Below are 20,783 nucleotides of genomic sequence, written 5' to 3' on the forward strand. Positions count from 1 at the left end.
CAGAGAATCGAATTTTTTAGTTGCAGATGCAAGTTACTATGAGAGGAATGAAAGTAACCAATGAGTAATAACTTTTGGCGCGATTTACCGCGTCCGTTTTTTATATTAGCACCAATGGAAGATGTCACGGATGTCGTGTTTCGTCATGTTGTGGCGGAAGCGGCAAGGCCTGACGTGTTTTTCACAGAATTTACGAATACGGAAAGTTTCTGTCATCCAGAAGGGATCTTCAGTCTGCGCGGACGTCTGGCTTTTACAGAAGATGAACAGCCGATTGTTGCACATATCTGGGGGGACAAGCCTGAGCACTTCCGTGAAATGAGTATCGGAATGGCGGAAATGGGCTTTAAAGGACTGGATGTCAATATGGGCTGTCCTGTTCCCAATGTGGCAACGAAAGGAAGGGGAAGCGGATTGATCCGTCATCCTGAAAACGCTGCAGCTATCATTCAGGCCTCAAAAGCGGGTGGACTGCCTGTCAGTGTCAAGACACGTCTCGGTTATTCGGATGTAGACGAATGGCGCGACTGGCTGACACATGTATTGAAGCAGGATATTGCCAACTTATCGATTCATTTGCGTACCCGTAAGGAAATGAGCCATGCTGATGCACATTGGGAGCTGATTCCGGAGATTAAGAAACTTCGTGATGAAATAGCGCCAGATACGTTATTGACAATTAACGGAGATATTCCTGATCGCCAAACCGGCATGGATCTTGTCGAGAAATACGGAGTGGACGGCGTGATGATTGCTCGGGGCGTCTTTACTAATCCTTTTGCTTTTGAAAAGGAAAAGAAAGAGCACAGCAGTGAAGAACTGCTCGAACTTTTGCGTCTGCATCTGGATCTCCACGATAAATATTCAACAGAACTGGAACCACGGCTGTTTAAGCCGCTTCGGCGCTTTTTCAAGATCTATGTAAAAGGTTTCAGGGGAGCCGCTGAATTAAGAAATCAGTTAATGGATACCAATTCAACGGATGAAGTTCGTGAGTTGCTGAAAGAACTGGATTTACAGTAAAAATCAGGTCAGGAGAACAATGCAGAATTGTCTCATGACCTGATTTTTTTCCTGTTATTCTATTCTGTTTCTACAAGTAGAATTTCATCAATAATCGGAACATCTCGTTTCAGTTCAGCCAGCATCTCTTCGCCGACCTGAGTGTCGATCTCACAGATGGTGATGGCAGGGCCGCCAATCGCAAACCGTTCATTCGCCATGCGGGCAATATTAATTCCTTTTTTCGAAAGGATGCCCAGCAGATCCGCGATAACGCCTTTTTTGTCAGTGTGAAAGATGATGAGTGCAGGGCGTTCGCCGGAAAACTTCAGCGGGTAGTCATTCAGCTCCTGCACTTCGATTTTACCGCCGCCCAATGAACTGGCGAGAACTTTAACTTTGCGGGTCTGTCCTTTTAATTCGACAAGCACAGAGTTCGGATGATAGCTGCCGAGTACACGGTTTGTGAATTCATACTGCAAGCCTGTCTCTTCTGCACACTCTTTTGCATCTGGAATTCTATCATCCGTTGTCGTAAACCCCATTACGCCGGCAAGGAGTGCCAAGTCGGTGCCATGACCCTGATATGTCTTCGCAAAAGAGCCCATCAAGGAGAACTTCGCGTACAGAGGTTGTTCATTCAGCAATTGGTTAGCAACATTTCCGATTCGGACAGCACCTGCTGTATGCGAACTTGAAGGGCCGATCATCACAGGGCCGATAATTTCATAGGCGCTGTGGTATTTTGCGGGGCCGCCGCTGTTTTCTTCTGCTGCGCTTTGATTTTTCCCGAACACTTCTTCCTTCAGTCTTTTGCCTGTAGGCGTGCCTGCAAGTCCGCCAATTCCCGTTTCGCGCAGTGATTCAGGCATTTGCTGCCCGACTTCATGCATAACATGGATGACTTCGTCAGGCGGAATGATGCTGACAACCCCGGCCATTGCCATGTCTGCTGCAGCTTGTGCGGTAATTGCGTGCAGGCCGTTGCGGATAATGCAGGGAATTTCCACCAACCCGGCGACTGGATCACAGACCAGTCCCAATGAATTCTTCAGGGCAATGCCGATGGCGTGGCCGACCTGCTGCGGAGTTCCGCCTGCAAGTTCCACCAAAGTTCCTGCAGCCATTGCGGTGGCAGATCCCACTTCCGCCTGACATCCTCCGGCGGCTCCTGAAATCGATGCTCTGTTTGCGATGACAAGGCCGAGTGCGGAAGCGGTGAACATGGACAAGACGATCTGCTCCCGCGTGAATTTGCCGCTGTCAAGCGCGTGAACCAGAACGGCAGGGAGTATACCCGCGGATCCGGCAGTCGGTGTGGCGACAATTCGTCCCATATTGGCGTTTACTTCTGATACTGCAAATGCGTTGGCCGCGGTGTGTAAAGTTGTGGGATGTACAAAGGACTGTCCTTTTTCTGCATAGTCATGCAGGCGGTGACCGTCTCCGCCTGTCAGTCCGGTTCGTGACATGACAGAGCTTGCTGTGCCCTTGCGTACAGCTTCTTCCATGACTGTAAATTGCTCCGACATTTTATTGATAATTGTTTCTCTCGACAGTCCTTTTTGCTTCAATTCAGACTGGATCATTACTTCATAGATAAATGTCTGCTCCTGTTCAGCAAGCTTTATCAGCTGATCTAAACTTGTGAAAGCCATACGTATTGCTCCTTAGAGAGAACGATTCCTGTGTGGTTTTGATGGAACAGTTCTCAAAGTATTTGATGTGCCGGACAGAGTTCTGTGATGATGTATGGATTTATTTGAAAACGTTTACCTATTATTATTTGATATTCACTATACAATGTCAATCAATCTACGTTATTTGCATGAAATTGATTTCTTGCAGAGTATTCATGAATAGTGGAATGTATCAGGCAATCCACTGTATAATAACAAAGCTGACATGCTTACAATGTTTGGACATTTTTGGGTGTGTACCCCCTTATATGAAAGAGGTTTTTAATTGGAACAGAAACAGTACGAATACTTAGTGGATAACCCGAATGTTAAAGTAATGCCCATCATGTTATCGCTGATTATCGGAGCATTTTTTGCTATATTGAATGAAACATTATTAAATATTGCGCTGGTAACGCTGATGGATCAGTTTGCCATTTCATTGGCAACAGTGCAGTGGATGGCCACAGGCTTTTTGCTGGTCATGGCGATTGTAATTCCCATTTCAGCGCTGCTTCTGCAATGGTTTACGACACGTCAATTATTTCTTAGCACAATGATTGTATTTACGGTGGGCACGGTCATTTGTGCCAGTGCGCCTACTTTTTCGATTTTATTGACCGGACGGTTGATTCAAGCAGTCGGAACAGGACTTTTAATGCCGATCATATTCAATGTATTTTTATTGATTTATCCGCCTCATCGAAGAGGTAAAATCATGGGGATTATCGGACTTGTCATTATGTTTGCTCCTGCTATCGGGCCGACGCTGTCAGGTGTGATTGTAGAGTATCTGGGCTGGCGTTATTTATTTATTATGGTGATTCCATTCGCGCTGTTTTCCATTGCGTTTGGCTACAGATTTTTGATTAATGTATCTGAAGTAACGAAGCCGAAAATTGATTTTATTTCATTAATTCTTTCTACCATCGGGTTTGGCTCCATCGTTTATGGATTCAGTTCAGTAGGGGAAAGTGCAGATGGTTTTCAAACGCCCAGCGTCTGGCTGCTGATCAGCCTAGGTGTTGTGGGTATCGCATTGTTCGCCTGGAGACAACTGAAGCTGGAAGAGCCGATAATGGATCTGCGCGTATTTCGTTACCCAATGTTTACACATGCGGTATTCATGTTTTTGATCATTATCATGGCCATGTTCGCATCAGAAATCATCTTGCCCATCTATATGCAGGGACCTCTTGCATTGACGGCAGCAACTGCAGGATTGGTGCTGCTTCCCGGCAGTATCTTAAATGGAATTATGTCGCCTTTCATGGGTTCACTATTCGATAAGTTTGGGCCGCGTGTGCTGATGATTCCGGCAACGCTGGTCTTAAGCGGCACGATGTTTATGATGAGTCAATTAACGGTGAATACACCGGTATGGGTCGTTGTCGTCGGCTATATCTTAATCATGCTGTCAGTTTCTGCTATTATGATGCCCGCCGAAACGAACGGACTGAACCAGTTGCCGAAACGGCTCTATCCGCACGGCACAGCCGTAATGTCTACGCTTCAGCCAGTTGCAGGCGCAATTGGGGTATCTGTCTTCATTAGTATCATGAATGCACGCCAGCTGCATGTACTGCAGCAATCAGCGGCGCCGGACGATCCTGCTGCGGTAAGTCTGGCCTTAGTATCAGGTGTAGAACTGGTATACTTTATTGCATTTGCGATGTCAATTGTAGCAGTTATCCTTTCGTTTATTGTGTATCGTGCAGTCCCGATCGAGGAAAAAGAAAACTCCTCATCGCAATAAGATACCAGGTTTTCATAGACGGTTTTGAACTGCTAGGAGGATCATCTAACGTTACTGCATTCCCATAAACACTCTGAAAACCCCTTCCTCTAATGTTTTAGAAGAAGGGGTTTTATGCTTACGTTTTCCTGTTATTACATCATTTTTGCTCCGCTATTGTCAGGCTCCCCAAGCGTTCCCTCCGACTGTGCTACGCAGACTGCACATGCCGCGTCGCCTGTAATATTTACGGCAGTACGCACCATATCAAGCAGGCGGTCAACTCCCAAAACTAATGCAATTCCTTCCACCGGAAGACCGACAGCTGTCAGTACCATGGCCAGCATAATGAGTCCCGCACCCGGTACAGCAGCTGTTCCGATGCTTGCAAGCACAGCAGTCAGGATGACGGTCAGCAACTGTCCCGTCGACAAATCGATGCTGTAGGCCTGTGCGATAAAAATAACGGCTGCCCCCTGCATAATTGCAGTGCCGTCCATATTGATCGTGGCACCGAGCGACTGCGTGAATGAGCTGATGGACTCCGGCACCTTCAACTTTTCCTGAGCCGTTTTTAATGAAATGGGAAGTGTCGCTGCTGAACTCGATGTACTGAAAGCGACCACTTGTGCAGGAAAGAAATTCTTAAAGAACCAGACAGGGCTGCGTTTTCCGAGCAGCGCGACGGCACCGCCGTATATCAGAATAGAATGAATGAACAGACCGCCGAGGACAACGCCCATATACATGCCCATGGCCCTGAGTGCGTCGAAACCCTGACTGCCGATAGCAGAAGCAATCAAGCCAAACGCCCCGTATGGCGCAAATTTCATTACGAAGGTGATCAGGTACATGATCAATTCATTGGCTTGCTCAAATAATACTTTCACTCTGCCGACTTTCTTGCCGAGCATGGCAATACCGAAACCTACCAGTGCTGCAAAGAATATAATCTGAAGCATATTGCCTTCAGCCATGGCTGTGATAGGGTTTGTCGGGATAATGCCTAATAAAGTGTCTGCAATCGGCGGGGCTTCCTGTGCTTCATAAACGGCAGTGGAAGTCTCGAAATTACCGCTTGCTCCAGGCTTAAACAGCAGTCCAAGCGAAATGGCGATCACAAGCGCTATGGCAGTCGTGATGAGGAAGAAACCAATGGTCTTTCCTCCAATTCGGCCCAGCTTTTTTGGATCGCCGATGCCAATCGTTCCAAGTGCGATCGAGATAAAGACGACCGGCACCACGAGCATTTTCATGAGATTCAAAAAGATTGTACCTAATGGCTTAAATATAAATGCATCAGCTTTTAAAAATAGACCGGGTGCAAAGAGATTCAAGATCAGACCGACGAAAACACCTGCAACGAGAGCGATGATGATATTTCTTGCCAGTTTCATAAAATCCCTCCTTGATCAATTGTATTCAACTGATATCAAGAAGATGAAAGCGCTTACCAGGTTTTATTCGACAAAATAGCCGTGCAGGCAGTATATATTGCAATCCATAACATGACCGCAGTAGTTTTTTCCGTTATTGCAAAGGGGATTCTGCAGTTCTGCGATTGCCGGCAGTAATTATAAGGCAGGCGATCCAGGCTGTCAGTGTAACGATGCTGATCATGAGTAAGCCGATGAAAGCCATAAATTGGTCCTGCTCCGGACTGTCAGCAGACAATGTAAGCATGCGGTAGACGCAGCCGCTGCACAGCAAAAAGTAGAAACTGCTGCCAAGCACCGCCATAAACAAACGTCCTTTTCTGTCCTTAATATCCGCATGTCCGATTGAAATCCAACAATACAAACTGGCGATTACAGCTAAAAGCATGATGACGAGATGGAGAAATGGAACCGATAAGTATGTAGTTCCGTATAGTGATAGTCCGGCTATTCCAAAAAGTAATGCGTTCAGTAAAAATAAAAACAACCCGCTCCATCCTGCATGTTGGAACCAGACAACTTTAGACAGACTTCGTGTCATCAGATTGTCATCCGGAACCAAACGCAGCAGCAAGGATTTAAATAATAATAATAGCATCAAAATTAAAAAACCCGCCAGTAGAATAATTGACAATCGTATCGAACTCCTTCTTCAATATGCTCATTGAACTGACGTAGTAATGTGTTAAAAGTTGCTGGCCGATCACTTGTTAGTCGTTAAGAATAATAGATCATGTCAGAGTGGAAAACTAACTTCCAAATGGTTATGAAATACTGGCATAGACTGTTATATAATGGTCACCGACCTATCTTTACATACTTGTAATTACAATTCATATGGTATACTTAAACAATAAAACACTCGAACACATGATTTGATAAGAAAAGGTGGAGCACTATGACGATTGATGAAAAAAGTCAAACAGCAGAGATAAAAGAGTTGAAAGATCAGATAAAACTATATGAAAAACTGATTGAAGATTTATCTGCACCGATCATTCCTTCCATTGTACCGGAAACAATTTTAGTTCCACTGACTGGAGCGCTTTCTGTTGAGCGTTTTATGCATGTCCAAGACAAAATCGTTAAAAAAATTGGGGACAATATAGTGAATACGGTAGTCATTGATTTTACTGATATCAGCACACTCGCTATTGAAGAAAATATGGGATATGAGCTGTTAAGTGAAAAAATTGATGAGCTGATCAATGTGCTGAGACTGATGGGCACTGAAACAATCTTTGTAGGTTTTTCACCGGCTTTCGCACAAAATTTAATTCTGTCTAATGTCTCAGGATTTGGTAAGATTCAGGCATTTACTACATTCCGGATGAGTTTGCAATATTTGCTGGCTCAAAAAGGTATGGAGATTGTTTCGATAAAGAAGTAAAAACAGCTTCACTTCAAACGGCATCTTTGAAGTGAAGCTGTTTTTAATTTGGGGGATCGTATTTTAAAGTGCAGACAATGCTATAACAGCTTTCTGATTACTAACCCAGATTCTTTTCGTCATTCATCATCTTAATAAATTCTACGCGATTTCTGCCTTTTTCCTTCGCTTTATACAGCGCGTTGTCACACCTTGATATTATCGTATTTGGCGTATCACCGGGAATGTAGGAAGCGACACCAAAGCTTGCTGTTTTCTTGCCTACGTCTACAAAATGATAATCTGCTAATTTTTCACGTGTCTTTTCAGCAAGCTGCAGAGCTTCTTCCAATGTAGTGGAGGGACAAATGACTAAAAATTCTTCTCCACCCCAGCGCCCCAATGTATCTGAGCCGTTGACCGATGATTTAAATAATTTCGCTGCTTCCACTAATACATAATCGCCGATCTGATGACCGAATGTATCATTAACATTCTTAAAGTAATCGAGATCAATTAATACGATGGAAAATGGCAAACCTTCCTTTTCCGCTCTTTCAAATTCACGGTCTAATACGTGATCCAGCAAAACACGGTTAGGTATTTGAGTGAGCCGGTCAGTATTTGCCAGATGTTCTAATTCAATTTGTATACGTTCGAGCTGTATTGTTCGCTCCAGTACTTTCTTTTCAAGTGTTTCATTTAACTCTTCCTGTGTCTGTCGATTTTCTTTAATGATCAAGCTTATTTTATCCACCAGAGCCAGTGATAAGATTAATGCTTCAAACATTGCGCTGTAGGCAGGGATTTCTTCGAAAACTGCCAAAGTTAATGGAAGGATATCCAACATGACTAAAGCTTGAATTATCATAGATCCCAATAAAACGCTCCAGCCCAACATATAAAATCGGGCAGACTTATGACCTTTCCATAATAAACGCAATCCAGAAATCCAAAGAAAGATCAGTACGAAAAGCGAAAATGATGTGATGAATAAATCGGAATAGTATTGACTGAATCCAGAAAACAAGCCGATTGTCGATAGGATTGATATAACTATTGCCATATTTAACAGTCTGTTGCTTTTAGGCAGGTGTTGCTTTAATTCAAGAAATTCTTTCCCGAATAAAATCATAAAGACAATCATGATGTTGCAACTGAGAGCCAGCGTTTTTGTCAACAGCCATGCAGGAAGAACATGACCCAGTAACTCCACGTCAAAAGAATTCATGGTTCCTTGGAATAGCATAAAGCTGAACATATAGAGAGTGTAGTATAAATAAGACCGTTCTTTGAAAGAAAAATATAAGAATAAATTGTACAGGGCCAAAGCCAGTAAGAAGCCGTAAAAACTGCCAGAGTAAAATTTATATGAGATAACATTTTCAATGAAGCTATTATTAGTATACAGTTTTGTGAAAATAGTCAATGGCAACTGGCCATCTAACTTTAAATAAATTTCTTTTATAGAAGGATCATCCATGCTAAAAAGGAAAGAGGGGTAGTTGACACTCTGTTCTTCTAAATTGTATAGTCCGCTTTCCTGCAGATCATAAGAGCCGTCTTCTTTCACCGAATAAACAGTCAGGAACTCGATCTTATCGTTGTATTCCAACCAATACAGTTGCTCTTTATCCTGAATAATTTCATCGGCATTCAGCCTGAGCCAGATAGTGTCATCTGTATGAAAGATGGACAAATATTTTTCTGTACTGGCCGTAAATGAAGTGTCGTATTGTCCTGATATCAAATCATCGATAGTAATGTTGTTTGTGGGGTCCCGCAGAATATCATAATATGTTCCTAGTTCCAGGGGTTCTGAAGGAGTTTCTTCATTACTTGTGCTGCCTGCAGGTGTATAAAAGAAAAAGGTAAAAACAAATAAAGTAATACAGGAGAGAATTACAGGATTTCTGGCTAGACTTCTTAACATAGGCATGATTCATCCTCGCTCTCTGTAACGTTTTACATTTTCATTATCGTACCACGAAGCGAGCTGTAAGTTAATTCTTTTTAGTCGATTTATCCTGATATAATGAGTGGGTGAAAAGTTTTGTTGTACATGTAGAATTTATTCAAGCTAAAATGATTTTAATATAATAAATTAGGGTATACAATGAAGCAGAAGGGTACTATCCAATTTATTAAGGAGATGGAACTATGAATTTCAAAAACATAACAGTTGCCGGCAGCGGTGTGCTCGGAAGTCAAATCGCATTTCAGACTGCGTATAAGGGATTTAATGTGAGTGTCTACGATATTAGCGACGAGGCACTCGCTAAAGCGAAAGAGCGAATTACTAATTTAAAGCCCTATTACCAAAAAGATTTAGGAACAACGGACGAAGAATTCGAAGAAGGTTTCAAGAGATTATCATTTTACAGCAATCTTGGCGAAGCGGTGAAGGATGCAGATCTGGTTATCGAAGCTATTCCTGAAGTAACAAAGATCAAGACGCCGTTTTATGAAGAACTTGGAAAAGTGGCGCCTGAAAAAACGATATTTGTGACGAACTCTTCTACCTTGCTGCCGAGTCAATTTGCAGAGGCAACTGGCCGTCCCGGAAAATTCCTGGCACTGCATTTTGCCAATGAAATCTGGAAGAACAATACTGCGGAAGTAATGAAGCATCCTGGAACTGAACAGGCCAACTTTGATCATGTCATGGAATTTGCAAAGGCAATCGGAATGGTCGCACTGCCTCTTCAAAAAGAACAGCCCGGCTACATTTTGAATTCATTGCTCGTTCCTTTTTTAGATGCAGCAGAGTTATTGCTTGTGAAAGAAGTATCTGACGCGCATACAATCGATAAAACGTGGATGATTGCGACAGGTGCACCGATGGGTCCGTTCGCAATTCTGGATGTCGTCGGTATCACGACTGCCTACAATATTGTGCAGACAAAAGCGGAAGCAACTGGCAAGGAGGAGTTCAAGCAGCTTGTCGAACTGTTGAAAACGGAGTATATCGATAAAGGCAAGCTTGGACGTGAAACAGGGGAAGGTTTCTATAAATATCCCAACCCCGCTTTTATGGAGAAGGATTTCCTGAAGTAATTTATAATGCATGGAAAAAATTAAATTGATTAACCCCTCTTTCATCTGCTTTGGATGCGAGAGGGGTTTTTTTGCTGCCAGCGCATTCAGTGGTACTACATTCGCAATTGACGAAAATTCAGATTTTTTAATTCAACTTATATAGTTATGATAGAATGACTATATTAATGCTGAAAGTGAGTGATGATAATGATAATGGATATAGCATGCAAGAATTCAAAAAGTACCGAGGTAAAGAAAGGATAAATTATCCTGTCTGACAACCTCTTTTTTCGTAAAACAGAACACGGAGGTTATGGAGTATGTCTTTTAGTTATTATGGAGAACTGTGCACGGAAGTTTATGATGTAACGAAACCTGTCGGCCATTCTTTTGGTAATGAAATCAGTTATTACAAAGAGAGGCTTGCTGACAGTAAAGGACGCATTTTGGAAGCGATGGTTGGATCAGGGCGAGTGATGATCCCTCTTCTCGAGGCAGGTTTTCGTATTGAGGGAGCAGATTATTCTCAGGATATGCTGGCTCTATGTCGAAAGCGATGCAAGGAGCGCAAATTAACACCCACATTATATGAAGCTGATTTGCTGAATCTTTCATTGCCCCATGAATATAGCGCTATCATTATTCCGGCAGGCTCTTTCCAATTAATTGAAAAGCGTGAGGATGCTGTGAAGGTGCTAAAGAATTTGTATGAGCATCTTCTGCCGGGAGGGAAGCTGATGCTGGACTTATTCCTGCCCGAATTTTCATTTGAGCAAACAGGGAAATTTTCAGGTACATCTTTATTTTCTTTGCCAAATGGAGATACTATCACTTTAGAAGAAAAATTAATGGAAGCGAATCTGTTCAATCAACAGAAAATTTCTCATTTGAAGTATGAAAAGTGGCGTGAAGGCCGATTGATTCAAACAGAATTACAGCGTTTTGCTTTACGCTGGTATGGCGTGGAGGAGTTCAGACTTGTCCTCCAAAGTATCGGATTTACTGACATCACTGTTTCAGCGGATTTCCAGTATGGAACGCCACCGTCAAATCACAAGCAGACCTATACATTTGAAGCTGTAAAGTAACGGAAAGCACCTGATTCTTGATAGTCTCAGGTGTTTTCTTTCTATATGAATGTAGTCTTACATGATGTGCATTAGTAAGTCATGTAAGCTGTGCTATTATGGAAAAACCATACAAAATGGAGAAGTGCGAAAAGAGAAGGTGACTTGGCTTTTCCGAAAGAAAATGTCCGAAATTAGTTTGGCGGTTTCTGAAAGAGAGGAAGTAGTATGATGAAGAAAATGGCTGTACTTGTGGCGGTAACTGTTTTGCTGCTGGCAGGCTGCGGTAAAAACAAAGTAGATGAATCCACTGCAGAAGCTCATATCAAGAGGGCAAAAGAAGCCGTTACGTTATTAAATGAAGAAAACTTTGATGAACTGCGTGCAATGTTTGATGAAACGATGAAAGATGCACTGACAGTAGAGCAGCTGCAGCAGACTGTCGATGTTCTAAAGGAATCAGGCGAGTTTTCAAGCTTTGGAGATGCCTCTGTCAGTAAGCGGGAAAGCTATTTTGTTGTAATACTTCCAGCAGAATATACAAAAGACAAGCGTGTGTATGAAATTACATTCGATGATCAGCAGCGATTAGCTGCTTTGTATGTGAAGTGATAAAAATAATGAATATAAAGTGTCTGGTCTGCAATCCATTTGATGTCCATTGCAGGTTAGGCATTTTTTGTTCTGAATTCACATAATCAGCAACATCTTGGCAATAACTTTCTAGTAAACTGGAGTAAACGTACTGTAAGAATAAAGGAGATTGAAACGATGGAGATCGATCGAACGATTTTGATCATTGAGGATGAAGAATCCATATTAGATATCCTTGCATATGCAATTCGCAGGGAAGGATTTCGTGTGCATGGCGCAGCGACAGGTCAGGAGGGGCTTCATCTGTTTGACGGGATTGCGCCGGATCTGGTCATTCTTGATTTAATGCTGCCGGATATGACTGGATTTGATATTTGTAAAAAAATCACAGCGGCAAGTAATGTGCCGATTCTTATGCTGACTGCAAGGGATGATATCGTGGATAAAATCATCGGCCTTGAACTTGGGGCAGACGATTATATGACCAAGCCTTTTGATGTACGGGAAGTGATGGCCCGTGTCAAGGTGCTGCTTCGGCGTCAAGAGAGAATATCACGGTCCTCGTACTTGAATGTTAATGAACAGATCCAAATCGAACCTCGTTCTCATACGGTTTTGAAGGATGGACAGGCCGTGGCCCTGAAGCCGAAAGAATATGAGTTGCTGCTTTTATTTGCGCAGAACAGAAACCAGGTGTTTTCCCGGGAAGAAATTCTCGATACCATTTGGGATTTTTCATATGACGGCGATATTCGAACGGTCGATGTACATGTGCAGCGAGTGAGAAAAAAGCTGAATGACCCTCGCTTCCCATCCGTGATTGAAACGGTTTTTGGTATCGGATACAAGATGAGGGGAGAGTAAGCGAATGAAATGGACTATCCGAAAGAAATTCCTCATCGGCTACTTTATCCTGTTTACCCTTGCCGCATTTTTAGTGCAGCAGATTATGAAAGATTCATTGGAAGCGAACAGTCAGGCGCTGATTGAGAGTGATATGGCAAAACTGCAGCATACAACACGGGAATACAGTAAGCAGTTTGTCCAGATTCACTCAGCTCAAAATAATTTGATAACGGAGTACGGCAGCCGGATTGCTCAGGAGTTGAGCAAATTACAGAAACAAAGCGTGGCGCTCTACGGTCCAGATGGGAGTTTCATCTATGAGACGGTTCCGGTTGATCAGCCGCTGCTTATAGAGAACCAGGTATATCAAACGAATAGTCAGGAAGCAGATTATCCTGAATTGAAGGCTGCATTTGCAAACCAAGCGTCATTTACACAGCAAGATACAGATAAAGGAACGTTGATTTATTTTGCTTATCCTTTATATATCCAAGATGAATTTATTGGTGTTCTTCGTTTTACAGCAGATTACACGGATCTTTTTGAACGGAATGAAAGTGTCGTGAGAAGTTTTACTGTCCTCATCATTTCACTATTTATCGGAGTCTTTTTAATTTCATTCGTGATTACAACGCAGATCACGAAGCCTCTGACCCGGTTGACGAAAGCAACAAAGCAAGTAGCAGAGAGGAATTACCACACAAAAGTGCGCGTGAATTCAAAAGATGAACTCGCAGAGCTAGCGGCCAGCTTCAATGAAATGCAGCATCATATTGAACAGCATATTGAAAGAGTCGAAGAAGAGAAAGACAAAGTTCTGTTGCTTGAGAAGACGCGTACTTCATTTTTCAATAATGTTACACATGAACTGAAAACTCCCCTGGCTACGATCTCTGGCTACGCACAGATCATTGGTGAACCGGAATTTGATGATCCTGATTTTTTACGTAAAGCGACGGAAAAAATTAGGATGGAAAGTGAACGGATGAATCGGATGGTGATCGATCTAATTGAACTGTCGAAAAGTGAGTCAGATATCGTTAGAAGAGAGCAGAAGCCAATCCATATATTGCCGCTGGTTTCTTCAGTTTGTGAAGATCTGAGCATCAAAGCTAAACAACAGCAGACTGCAATTAATATAGAAGGCAAAGATTTTATCGTCCTTGGAAATCAGGATGAGCTTCGGCAAATTTTCATTAATGTGATGGATAACGCAGTTAAATACGGCATTCCGGGTACGGCTATAGTTGTAAAGCTTTCTGCAACGACGGTAACAGTCAGAAACGCATGCCAGCCAGTACCTGAAAAAATTGCAACGCATGTCTTTGAGCCGTTTATTCACACGAAAGGACTCGGCAGCAGCGGGCTTGGACTGACCATTTCCAAGCAGTTGACGGAAAGGCATGGCGGAACGATTTCTTTTGAGGATCAGGGAGGAATAGTGGATGTTTCAATTGTTTTTCCACAATGGCAACAAGACGGCAACAAGTGAGGAAAGATTGGCAATATCCTTTGTGTAAGCTGTTGTTATACACAAAGAGGAGGAAGAAAATATGAATGGGAAAACAGGTAAAGGACTACTGTTGGTTGCTGCAATGAGTTTGCTTTCGGGAGGATGTTCCATGCCGGGAGAAGCAAAAATGCAGGGAACGACGGTTGTAATCAATGAAGACGTGAAATTAGAAAGTGCGCTGGCTGACGGAAGCTTGGAGGTTGAAAGGCAGCCGGATATTGAAGTGGTGAAAAAAATCTCTCATGCGCCTTTTTATCAGCCTATCAACAAAGACGTGGTCACATACAATGAAAACGGTCTGCTGTATTCATTGGATTTATCGCAGGGGACCGAAAAGAAAGTAGCGGATCGTGAAGCATTTATGGTTTCAGAGAATGGCAAATGGGCACTTTCTTATGATGATAAAGCGCGAGAAGTATATGCCCATAATCTGCAAAATGGAGACAAAAAGTTGCTAAAAAACGCTGGACCGGATGAAATCTTATTTGTAGATGAAGACATTTTCTATTATCACTATAAAAAAGAGATGATTGTCCGGTTTGATCCCGAAATCAATCAGAGTCAGACATGGGGGATGAGCGGATTTCAAGATTATGTACTGAATTATATAGAGAAAGAAAATGATGTCTATTATATTGTTGCGAGCAGTGAAAAAGATGGTTATGGAATCTATCGACTTCAGGAAGACGGTACGATTGAAAATGTATTTAGTTTCCAAGGAGAGGGAAAAGAAATGAGCAATTTTTCAAGACTTCAAGATGGTTCTTTTCTTTTTGAAGGAATGATCGATAGTGAATTGGGGATTTTTTATTGGGATAAGCAAACTAAACATGTGGAAAAGCTATTGGCGGGCGGTGAGGATGAAGAAGGTAAGTGGAACAGTACTTACAAACTTTCGCCTGATGAAAGCAAAATTCTGTATGATACGCCCGTGCAAGTTGGCGGCGAGTACCGATCCAATGTCTATATGGCGGAACTGGTGGACGGAAAACTGGTCAATAGCACGCGGATTATGGAAAACGTGGACAAGTATGGCGTGATTTCATACTCGGGGGGCTGGAGCGCGGACTCTAAAACGGCTTATGTGAAAACAAGTTTGGGAAAGGAAGATATCGTAGGAAACATCGCGGTATTTCAGGTGAAAGAATAGCAAAACCCTGTAAATTTGAATTTCAGGTTATACTAATGGCAAACAGTAAATAGAGGTGTTCAGCCATGCCAGAATTTTTAACAGAATATTTATCCGGACTTGCGGATGGTCTTTCCTCTACATTGAAGACGCCGGGCGCTTATTTGAATAAAATAGCACTGTCCGCTGTAATTCTCTTGATTGGGCTATTTCTGCATTCAGTGTGTAAAAAAATGATTACAAGCAATGTCCGTGACATGAAACGGAGATATCAGCTTCGCAAGGCGACTAAACAAGGTATCCTAACATTGACTGTCATTGCCGTCCTATTCATTTGGGTGCAAGCAATTAACGCCCTAATATTGATCTCTCTATTGATCGGCGTGTTTGTCGTTTTCATGGTCAGGGGAATGACGACTAATATTATTGGATACTTTGTGATGAAGTATCAACAGTATCTGGAAGTAGGACATCGCATTGAAATTAATGGAATAGTCGGTGATGTCATTGATATCAATCCAGTATTTATCAAGTTGCTGGAAGTGCGTAATAATTTATCTTCCGACTCTCATACGGGCCGTCTAATCAAACTGCCAAACAGTATTATTTTCGATGAATCAATGAAGCTGATTGGTGTGAAGAACGAATTTCTGTGGCATGAAATTAAATACACTCTTGCGTTTGACAGCGATTGGCAAGCGGCTGAAAAAATCATGACAGATGCAGGCAACAGGTACTTTGAGGAAATGCTGGTACCGTTGATTGGAAAAAACTTAACCTTATCCGAAGAAAAGGAAAGATTACAGCCGGTGTTTTCAGTGGATACAAATGATGCGGGCATTATATTGACTCTTCGATATGCAGCAGATTATAGAAATGGTACAAGTATGAAGACCGCTCTGCAGCGAGAAATGCTCTCTAAAATCAGCGAAAATGACCGAATCGCATTTGCATCGTTTGATGTGCGGATTTTTCCGGAGTAAGACTTAGCTAAAATACACCGCATCCTCATTTGCCAGACGCTGTCTGACGAGAGAGTGCGGTTTTTGATTCATGTCTCGCTGAAATAAAAGATATGTGTTAGAAGTTACAATTAGATAGTTGACACAAAAATAAGTCTGCTATAAAATAATCGTTAACTGATATTATATTAATGTTTACTAAAGGGGATTACGGGAGATGACTGAATCAAGTTCAAGATTAAAAATGTTGATTGTATCTGCATTATTTGCAGCAATTATAGGGATCATGGCGCAGCTGACCATCCCGTTGCCGCTCGTTCCGATTACAGGACAAACACTGGCAGTCGGGTTAGCCGCAACTATTTTGGGGTCTCGCTATGGAACGATTTCAGTACTCGTGTATTTGATGATGGGGGCTGTAGGGATTCCTGTTTTTTCGGGTATGTCTTCAGGATTGGGTGTCATCTTTGGCCCGACAGGCGGTTTCCTGATAGGATTTATTCCGGCGGCATTCCTTACGGGCTACTATATGGAACGCACTAGTTTTACGTTGCCGCAAGCAATAGTTGCAAATATAATTGCCATGTTCGTTACGCTGATCTTCGGAACAGTTTGGCTGAAATTTGTGGCTGAACTATCTTGGACAGCTGCATTTATGGCAGGATTTGCACCGTTCTTAATTGGCGGTTTCATCAAAGCTATCCTGGCAGCATGGGCTGGAATTCTAGTCCGAGGACGTCTGCTGGCTAATCGGTTATTGATAGCCTAAGTTAAAAGGGACACCTGATTTACAATGAATGATTCATTGTAAAAAACAGGTGTCCTTTATCGTTTTATAGTACAGTTGCTTTACGCAAGTTTAAAACATTTTTCAAAGACTGTAAATTAGCTTCAGGCAGAGGCAGAATAGGCAATCGCACGCCGCCAACCGCTACGCCTTTTAAATTCAACGCAGCTTTAACTGGTGAAGGATTCGGTGCAGAGAACATTTCTTTTATGATCGGCAGCAGACGACGGTGTTGCTGTGCCGCTACTTGAAGGTTTCCGCTCTTGAAATTCTGAATCATCGACTGCATTTCATTGCCTATGACGTGTGCAGAAACGGAGACGACACCTGCTCCGCCGATAGCAAGAACAGGAAGTGTCAGCCCGTCGTCACCACTGTATAAGGTGAAATTCTCAGGTGTAGACTCAATGATAGCAGCCATCGCTTCTAAGTTTCCACTCGCTTCTTTCACAGTAACGATATTCGGCACTTCAGCCAGACGGATAATCGTTTCCGGCTCCATATTCACAGCACTGCGTCCCGGAATATTGTAAAGCATGACAGGCAAAGCAGTCGTGTCAGCAATTGTTTTGAAATGCTGATACAGACCTTCCTGACACGGCTTATTATAGTAAGGCGTAACGAGCATGATACCGTCTACTCCTGCGTTTTCTGCATGCCTTGTCAGTTCAATAGATTCTCTCGTACCGTTCGTGCCTGTTCCCGCAATTACCGGAACTCTTCCTGCAGTTATTTGTACTGTGAACTTGAATAATGCCACTTTCTCTTCAAGTGTCAGTGTAGGGGATTCTCCTGTAGTGCCTGAAATCACCAGGCTATCTGATCCATTGGCAATTAAGTGATTGATCAAGTTTTCCGTGGCTGCGAAATCAATTTCTCCTCTTTTATCAAAAGGAGTTACCATAGCTGTTACAATCTGTCCGAAATTCATCTGTTCTCCACATCCTATCTTTTTATTGAAAAAACATAGAGGGTGGAGGGCGAGTTGATCATTGAACGCAAAAAGCAGCAACGAGGGTCGCTGCTGCTTTGAAATAACGAATTATTTCTCTGCATAAGATAGCCCTCCATATAGTCGCCTATATGACAATTCTGCACTTATTCAGCCCAGAACCAGCCTAGAGAAAATGAGCTCTCTTCAGCTTCGGCAAATTCCCCTTTCTACAATCTTCATCGGATCTCATCATCCTCAGATTGTGTACTGATGGTCTTTGCGCCTCTATCCTTACTTCGAAGTTTTCGAAATAAGAGAATGTTTAATTACCTAACACTCTACCTGTTATCTGAAGTAAATGCAACCTTTCTATGAAAAAAGCAGTCGATAGGCTTCAGGATATTTCCATCTGGTACAGAGAGTAAACGTAATAGCATGCATACAATATTCATTAAATCTATTGCTTTGGTTTGTCTTGTGCATCAGGAACTTTTCGCTGAGGAAGCTCTACCCCCAATTTCTCCAGTTGTTTTTTTGCCTCTTCCGATGTAATGGAACCATCTCTTTGCTGTTCCAGAATGCTTTGGACTTGTTCTCTTGTCTCTTGATCTAAATCAGCAAATGGATCTTCCTTTCCCTGAGGCGGCAGTTGTTTGTCCCCGTGATTTTGCCTATCTTCCGGAGGCTTAGCGCCATCCGGTGCTCCTGCTCCGCCTTGATCCATACCACCGGGTCCGCCACTTTTCGCGGTGGTTATTCCAGATTCATTAAGCCATGTGACAGAATCGGAAATCAAAAACTCTGTTGTTTTTTCCCCTCCTGAATAGACTCCATCTTCATAAAGACCGTCACTTTCTTTGCTGGAAGATGTTCCTCCTGAAGAAAGAGTGTAGGAACCATCTTTTGCTAAGTCAGCTGAACTGATGACGATTGATTGATAATCTTTTTCGGGTGCAAACGTTACGATATTCTGCCCTTCACTATCCTCTAAATGAATCAAAGTTCCTGCCGTTTGGGTTTTCGGATAGCTCATCAAGATGGTATTCTGAGTTGATTCTTCTGAAGTAGCCATCGCCATCCCGGAACTTCCTGCAGCAATCAATACACCGCCGCTTATCTCAAAATCTTGGTCATAATCCAAAGCGCCATTGCCGTTATTCGTTGGCCCATTAACAAGTACTGTACCGCCTGTCATCGAAATGGAACCATTCGAATCAAGTCCGTCTCCGTCTGCATCGACATAAATATAGCCTCCGCTAATCGAAAGCAGACGGTCAGAAGCAGCTGTTTGTTGTGCAGTCTGATCTGAGTTCTCGCCGCTGCTAATATTAATGCCGTCATCTAATGCCTTCAGACGAACTTTTCCGTCTGAGATAGTGATCGCTTCACTTTCTATCCCTTCATAACTCTTCATGATAGCGATACTGCCTCCTTTGATCAGGATGGACGTATCTGCGTGAATTCCGTCATCACCCGCAGCCACTTGTAAATCGCCGCCCGTAATCGTGATAGAATTATTGCTGTGAATTGCATCGTCAAATGAATCAACAATAATTTTTCCACCACCAATTGCTACTTCTTCATTAGCCTTCAAACCTTTTGCACTCAGAGTGGAAGAATCAGTGCTTTCATCTTTGGTGTCAGAATCCATTTCTCCCGGTGCCGCCCGATCCATTCCGGTATTCTTTATATTTTCAGAACTGCCGCCTCCTGAAGAAACAGTGAAATCTCCGTCCGCAATCAGCAGGGAAGTCTCTGCTTGAATGCCATCGTCAGCCGCCAGAATATCAAAGGTGCCTCCTTCAATCGCAATGATTCCTTTTGAAACGTCTTGATCATTGGTTGATTTCATTCCATCTCCGTCTGCTTCAATATGAATACGGCCATCTTTTACAGCGAGGAGGTCCCGGCCCAGCATACCGTCGTCAACAGCATGAATCTCCATGTTGCCGCCCGTGATTTTTAATTGGTCCTTACTAGTGATCCCGTCATTAAAATTAGCATTGACAACAAGCTTTCCGCTGCCATTGATTGTCAAATCATCCTTACTGAATAACGCGGCATTCGGTTCATCTTCCTCTGAATTCTCATACACATAATTTTCACCGTCAGATAAGATATTTTCAGTACCTTCTTCTAATGAAATCACAGTTTTCTTAGCTTGTTTTATATAAATAGCAGAAGAAGTAGAAGAATGAATCTCTGCTCCATCCAGTACTAACCGAACTATGCCGTCGTCTTCCGTCTCTACGATGATTTGTCCGTCATCTAGCTTGCCTTGAATCGTATATACGCCTGCCGACTTGATCGTCACTGTATGTTTGTCACTGATTACGACTCCATCACCTTTTGAACTGGCACTGCTGCCGTTCAACTGAATAGACGTGGCATTTTCCCAATCCGAATAAAAATCTTCATCGGCATATTGCACTTTCTCGCTGCTTACACTCGCTATTTCCTGATTGCCGATCGTACACAAGCTTTCGGCTTTAACTACAGCCTCGCTTGTATTTTTCACGCTAGTCGAATCATTGCTGCAAGCAAATAAAAGTGATGTGCACAAAAGAGAGGCGGATATCTTCATAAATCTTGATTGTTGTTTTCTCATCATTAAGCTCCTTATCCTGAATAAGATTTCATCTAATTTGTAAGACGATATTTTGCTGTGATTCCTATTATTCAGGTAGAACC

17 protein-coding genes and 1 riboswitch are annotated in these 20,783 nt (G+C 42.7%); of the genes, 11 read left to right on the forward strand and 6 right to left on the reverse strand.

All coding sequences use genetic code 11. The features are described from left to right. Window positions 1–60: 60 nt before the first annotated feature. Entirely contained in the window at window positions 61–1,023 is a 963-nt protein-coding gene (locus tag NCCP2331_RS11520) for a tRNA dihydrouridine synthase (protein WP_251670824.1), read from the forward strand. A gap of 59 nt (window positions 1,024–1,082) precedes the next feature. On the opposite strand, the gene sdaAA is transcribed toward NCCP2331_RS11520, so the two are convergent. Next, window positions 1,083–2,660 carry an L-serine ammonia-lyase, iron-sulfur-dependent, subunit alpha gene (sdaAA, locus tag NCCP2331_RS18455; protein ID WP_309296371.1) on the reverse strand — a complete coding sequence of 526 codons (1,578 nt, stop codon included), beginning with the start codon at window positions 2,658–2,660 and terminating at the stop codon, window positions 1,083–1,085. Window positions 2,661–3,018: 358 nt separating this feature from the next. Between sdaAA and NCCP2331_RS11535 the strand changes: the two genes are divergently transcribed. Then, window positions 3,019–4,437, forward strand: a complete 1,419-nt coding sequence (locus NCCP2331_RS11535; protein WP_251670873.1) for an MDR family MFS transporter — start codon at window positions 3,019–3,021, stop codon at window positions 4,435–4,437. A gap of 134 nt (window positions 4,438–4,571) precedes the next feature. On the opposite strand, the gene NCCP2331_RS11540 is transcribed toward NCCP2331_RS11535, so the two are convergent. After that, complete coding sequence (locus tag NCCP2331_RS11540; protein ID WP_251670825.1) at window positions 4,572–5,813, reverse strand: dicarboxylate/amino acid:cation symporter; 1,242 nt, start codon at window positions 5,811–5,813, stop codon at window positions 4,572–4,574. 133 nt (window positions 5,814–5,946) lie between these two features. Next, entirely contained in the window at window positions 5,947–6,486 is a 540-nt protein-coding gene (locus NCCP2331_RS11545) for a hypothetical protein (protein WP_153722834.1), read from the reverse strand. A gap of 264 nt (window positions 6,487–6,750) precedes the next feature. On the opposite strand from NCCP2331_RS11545, the gene NCCP2331_RS11550 reads away from it, so the two are divergent. Continuing rightward, window positions 6,751–7,242, forward strand: a complete 492-nt coding sequence (locus tag NCCP2331_RS11550; protein WP_251670827.1) for an STAS domain-containing protein — start codon at window positions 6,751–6,753, stop codon at window positions 7,240–7,242. A gap of 100 nt (window positions 7,243–7,342) precedes the next feature. Here the strand turns inward: NCCP2331_RS11550 and NCCP2331_RS11555 are convergent, their stop codons facing one another. Next, window positions 7,343–9,154 carry a sensor domain-containing diguanylate cyclase gene (locus NCCP2331_RS11555; protein ID WP_251670829.1) on the reverse strand — a complete coding sequence of 604 codons (1,812 nt, stop codon included), beginning with the start codon at window positions 9,152–9,154 and terminating at the stop codon, window positions 7,343–7,345. A gap of 227 nt (window positions 9,155–9,381) precedes the next feature. Between NCCP2331_RS11555 and NCCP2331_RS11560 the strand changes: the two genes are divergently transcribed. From NCCP2331_RS11560 to NCCP2331_RS11595, 8 genes are all read left to right on the forward strand, one after another. Further along, window positions 9,382–10,278, forward strand: coding sequence for a 3-hydroxyacyl-CoA dehydrogenase (locus NCCP2331_RS11560; RefSeq protein WP_251670831.1), 897 nt, complete (start codon window positions 9,382–9,384; stop codon window positions 10,276–10,278). Between the two features lie 302 nt (window positions 10,279–10,580). Then, window positions 10,581–11,348: a class I SAM-dependent methyltransferase gene (locus tag NCCP2331_RS11565; protein ID WP_251670833.1), complete on the forward strand. Its 768-nt coding sequence runs from the start codon at window positions 10,581–10,583 to the stop codon at window positions 11,346–11,348. A gap of 207 nt (window positions 11,349–11,555) precedes the next feature. Continuing rightward, the gene (locus tag NCCP2331_RS11570) at window positions 11,556–11,939 is read left to right on the forward strand and encodes a DUF3887 domain-containing protein (protein ID WP_251670834.1); all 384 of its coding nucleotides are present in this window, start codon (window positions 11,556–11,558) and stop codon (window positions 11,937–11,939) included. Between the two features lie 159 nt (window positions 11,940–12,098). Further along, window positions 12,099–12,785 carry a response regulator transcription factor gene (locus NCCP2331_RS11575; protein WP_309296372.1) on the forward strand — a complete coding sequence of 229 codons (687 nt, stop codon included), beginning with the start codon at window positions 12,099–12,101 and terminating at the stop codon, window positions 12,783–12,785. A 4-nt stretch (window positions 12,786–12,789) separates the two neighbouring features. Beyond that, window positions 12,790–14,259 carry a sensor histidine kinase gene (locus NCCP2331_RS11580; protein WP_251670835.1) on the forward strand — a complete coding sequence of 490 codons (1,470 nt, stop codon included), beginning with the start codon at window positions 12,790–12,792 and terminating at the stop codon, window positions 14,257–14,259. A 61-nt stretch (window positions 14,260–14,320) separates the two neighbouring features. Beyond that, the gene (locus NCCP2331_RS11585) at window positions 14,321–15,430 is read left to right on the forward strand and encodes a DUF5050 domain-containing protein (protein ID WP_251670836.1); all 1,110 of its coding nucleotides are present in this window, start codon (window positions 14,321–14,323) and stop codon (window positions 15,428–15,430) included. A 65-nt stretch (window positions 15,431–15,495) separates the two neighbouring features. Then, window positions 15,496–16,392 carry a mechanosensitive ion channel family protein gene (locus tag NCCP2331_RS11590; protein WP_251670837.1) on the forward strand — a complete coding sequence of 299 codons (897 nt, stop codon included), beginning with the start codon at window positions 15,496–15,498 and terminating at the stop codon, window positions 16,390–16,392. Between the two features lie 196 nt (window positions 16,393–16,588). Further along, window positions 16,589–17,140: a biotin transporter BioY gene (locus NCCP2331_RS11595; protein WP_251670838.1), complete on the forward strand. Its 552-nt coding sequence runs from the start codon at window positions 16,589–16,591 to the stop codon at window positions 17,138–17,140. Between the two features lie 64 nt (window positions 17,141–17,204). On the opposite strand, the gene dapA is transcribed toward NCCP2331_RS11595, so the two are convergent. Both dapA and NCCP2331_RS11605 read right to left on the reverse strand, forming a co-directional pair. Further along, window positions 17,205–18,089 carry a 4-hydroxy-tetrahydrodipicolinate synthase gene (gene dapA / locus NCCP2331_RS11600; protein WP_251670839.1) on the reverse strand — a complete coding sequence of 295 codons (885 nt, stop codon included), beginning with the start codon at window positions 18,087–18,089 and terminating at the stop codon, window positions 17,205–17,207. Window positions 18,090–18,210: 121 nt separating this feature from the next. Beyond that, window positions 18,211–18,388: riboswitch (Lysine riboswitch) on the reverse strand. 161 nt (window positions 18,389–18,549) lie between these two features. Next, a complete protein-coding gene (locus NCCP2331_RS11605) occupies window positions 18,550–20,703 on the reverse strand; it encodes a carbohydrate-binding domain-containing protein (RefSeq protein WP_251670840.1) in 2,154 nt (717 codons plus the stop codon). Between the last annotated feature and the right edge of the window lie 80 nt (window positions 20,704–20,783).

The organism is Sporosarcina sp. NCCP-2331 (genome assembly GCF_023707945.1).
GTDB classification, from domain to species: domain Bacteria; phylum Bacillota; class Bacilli; order Bacillales_A; family Planococcaceae; genus Sporosarcina; species Sporosarcina cascadiensis.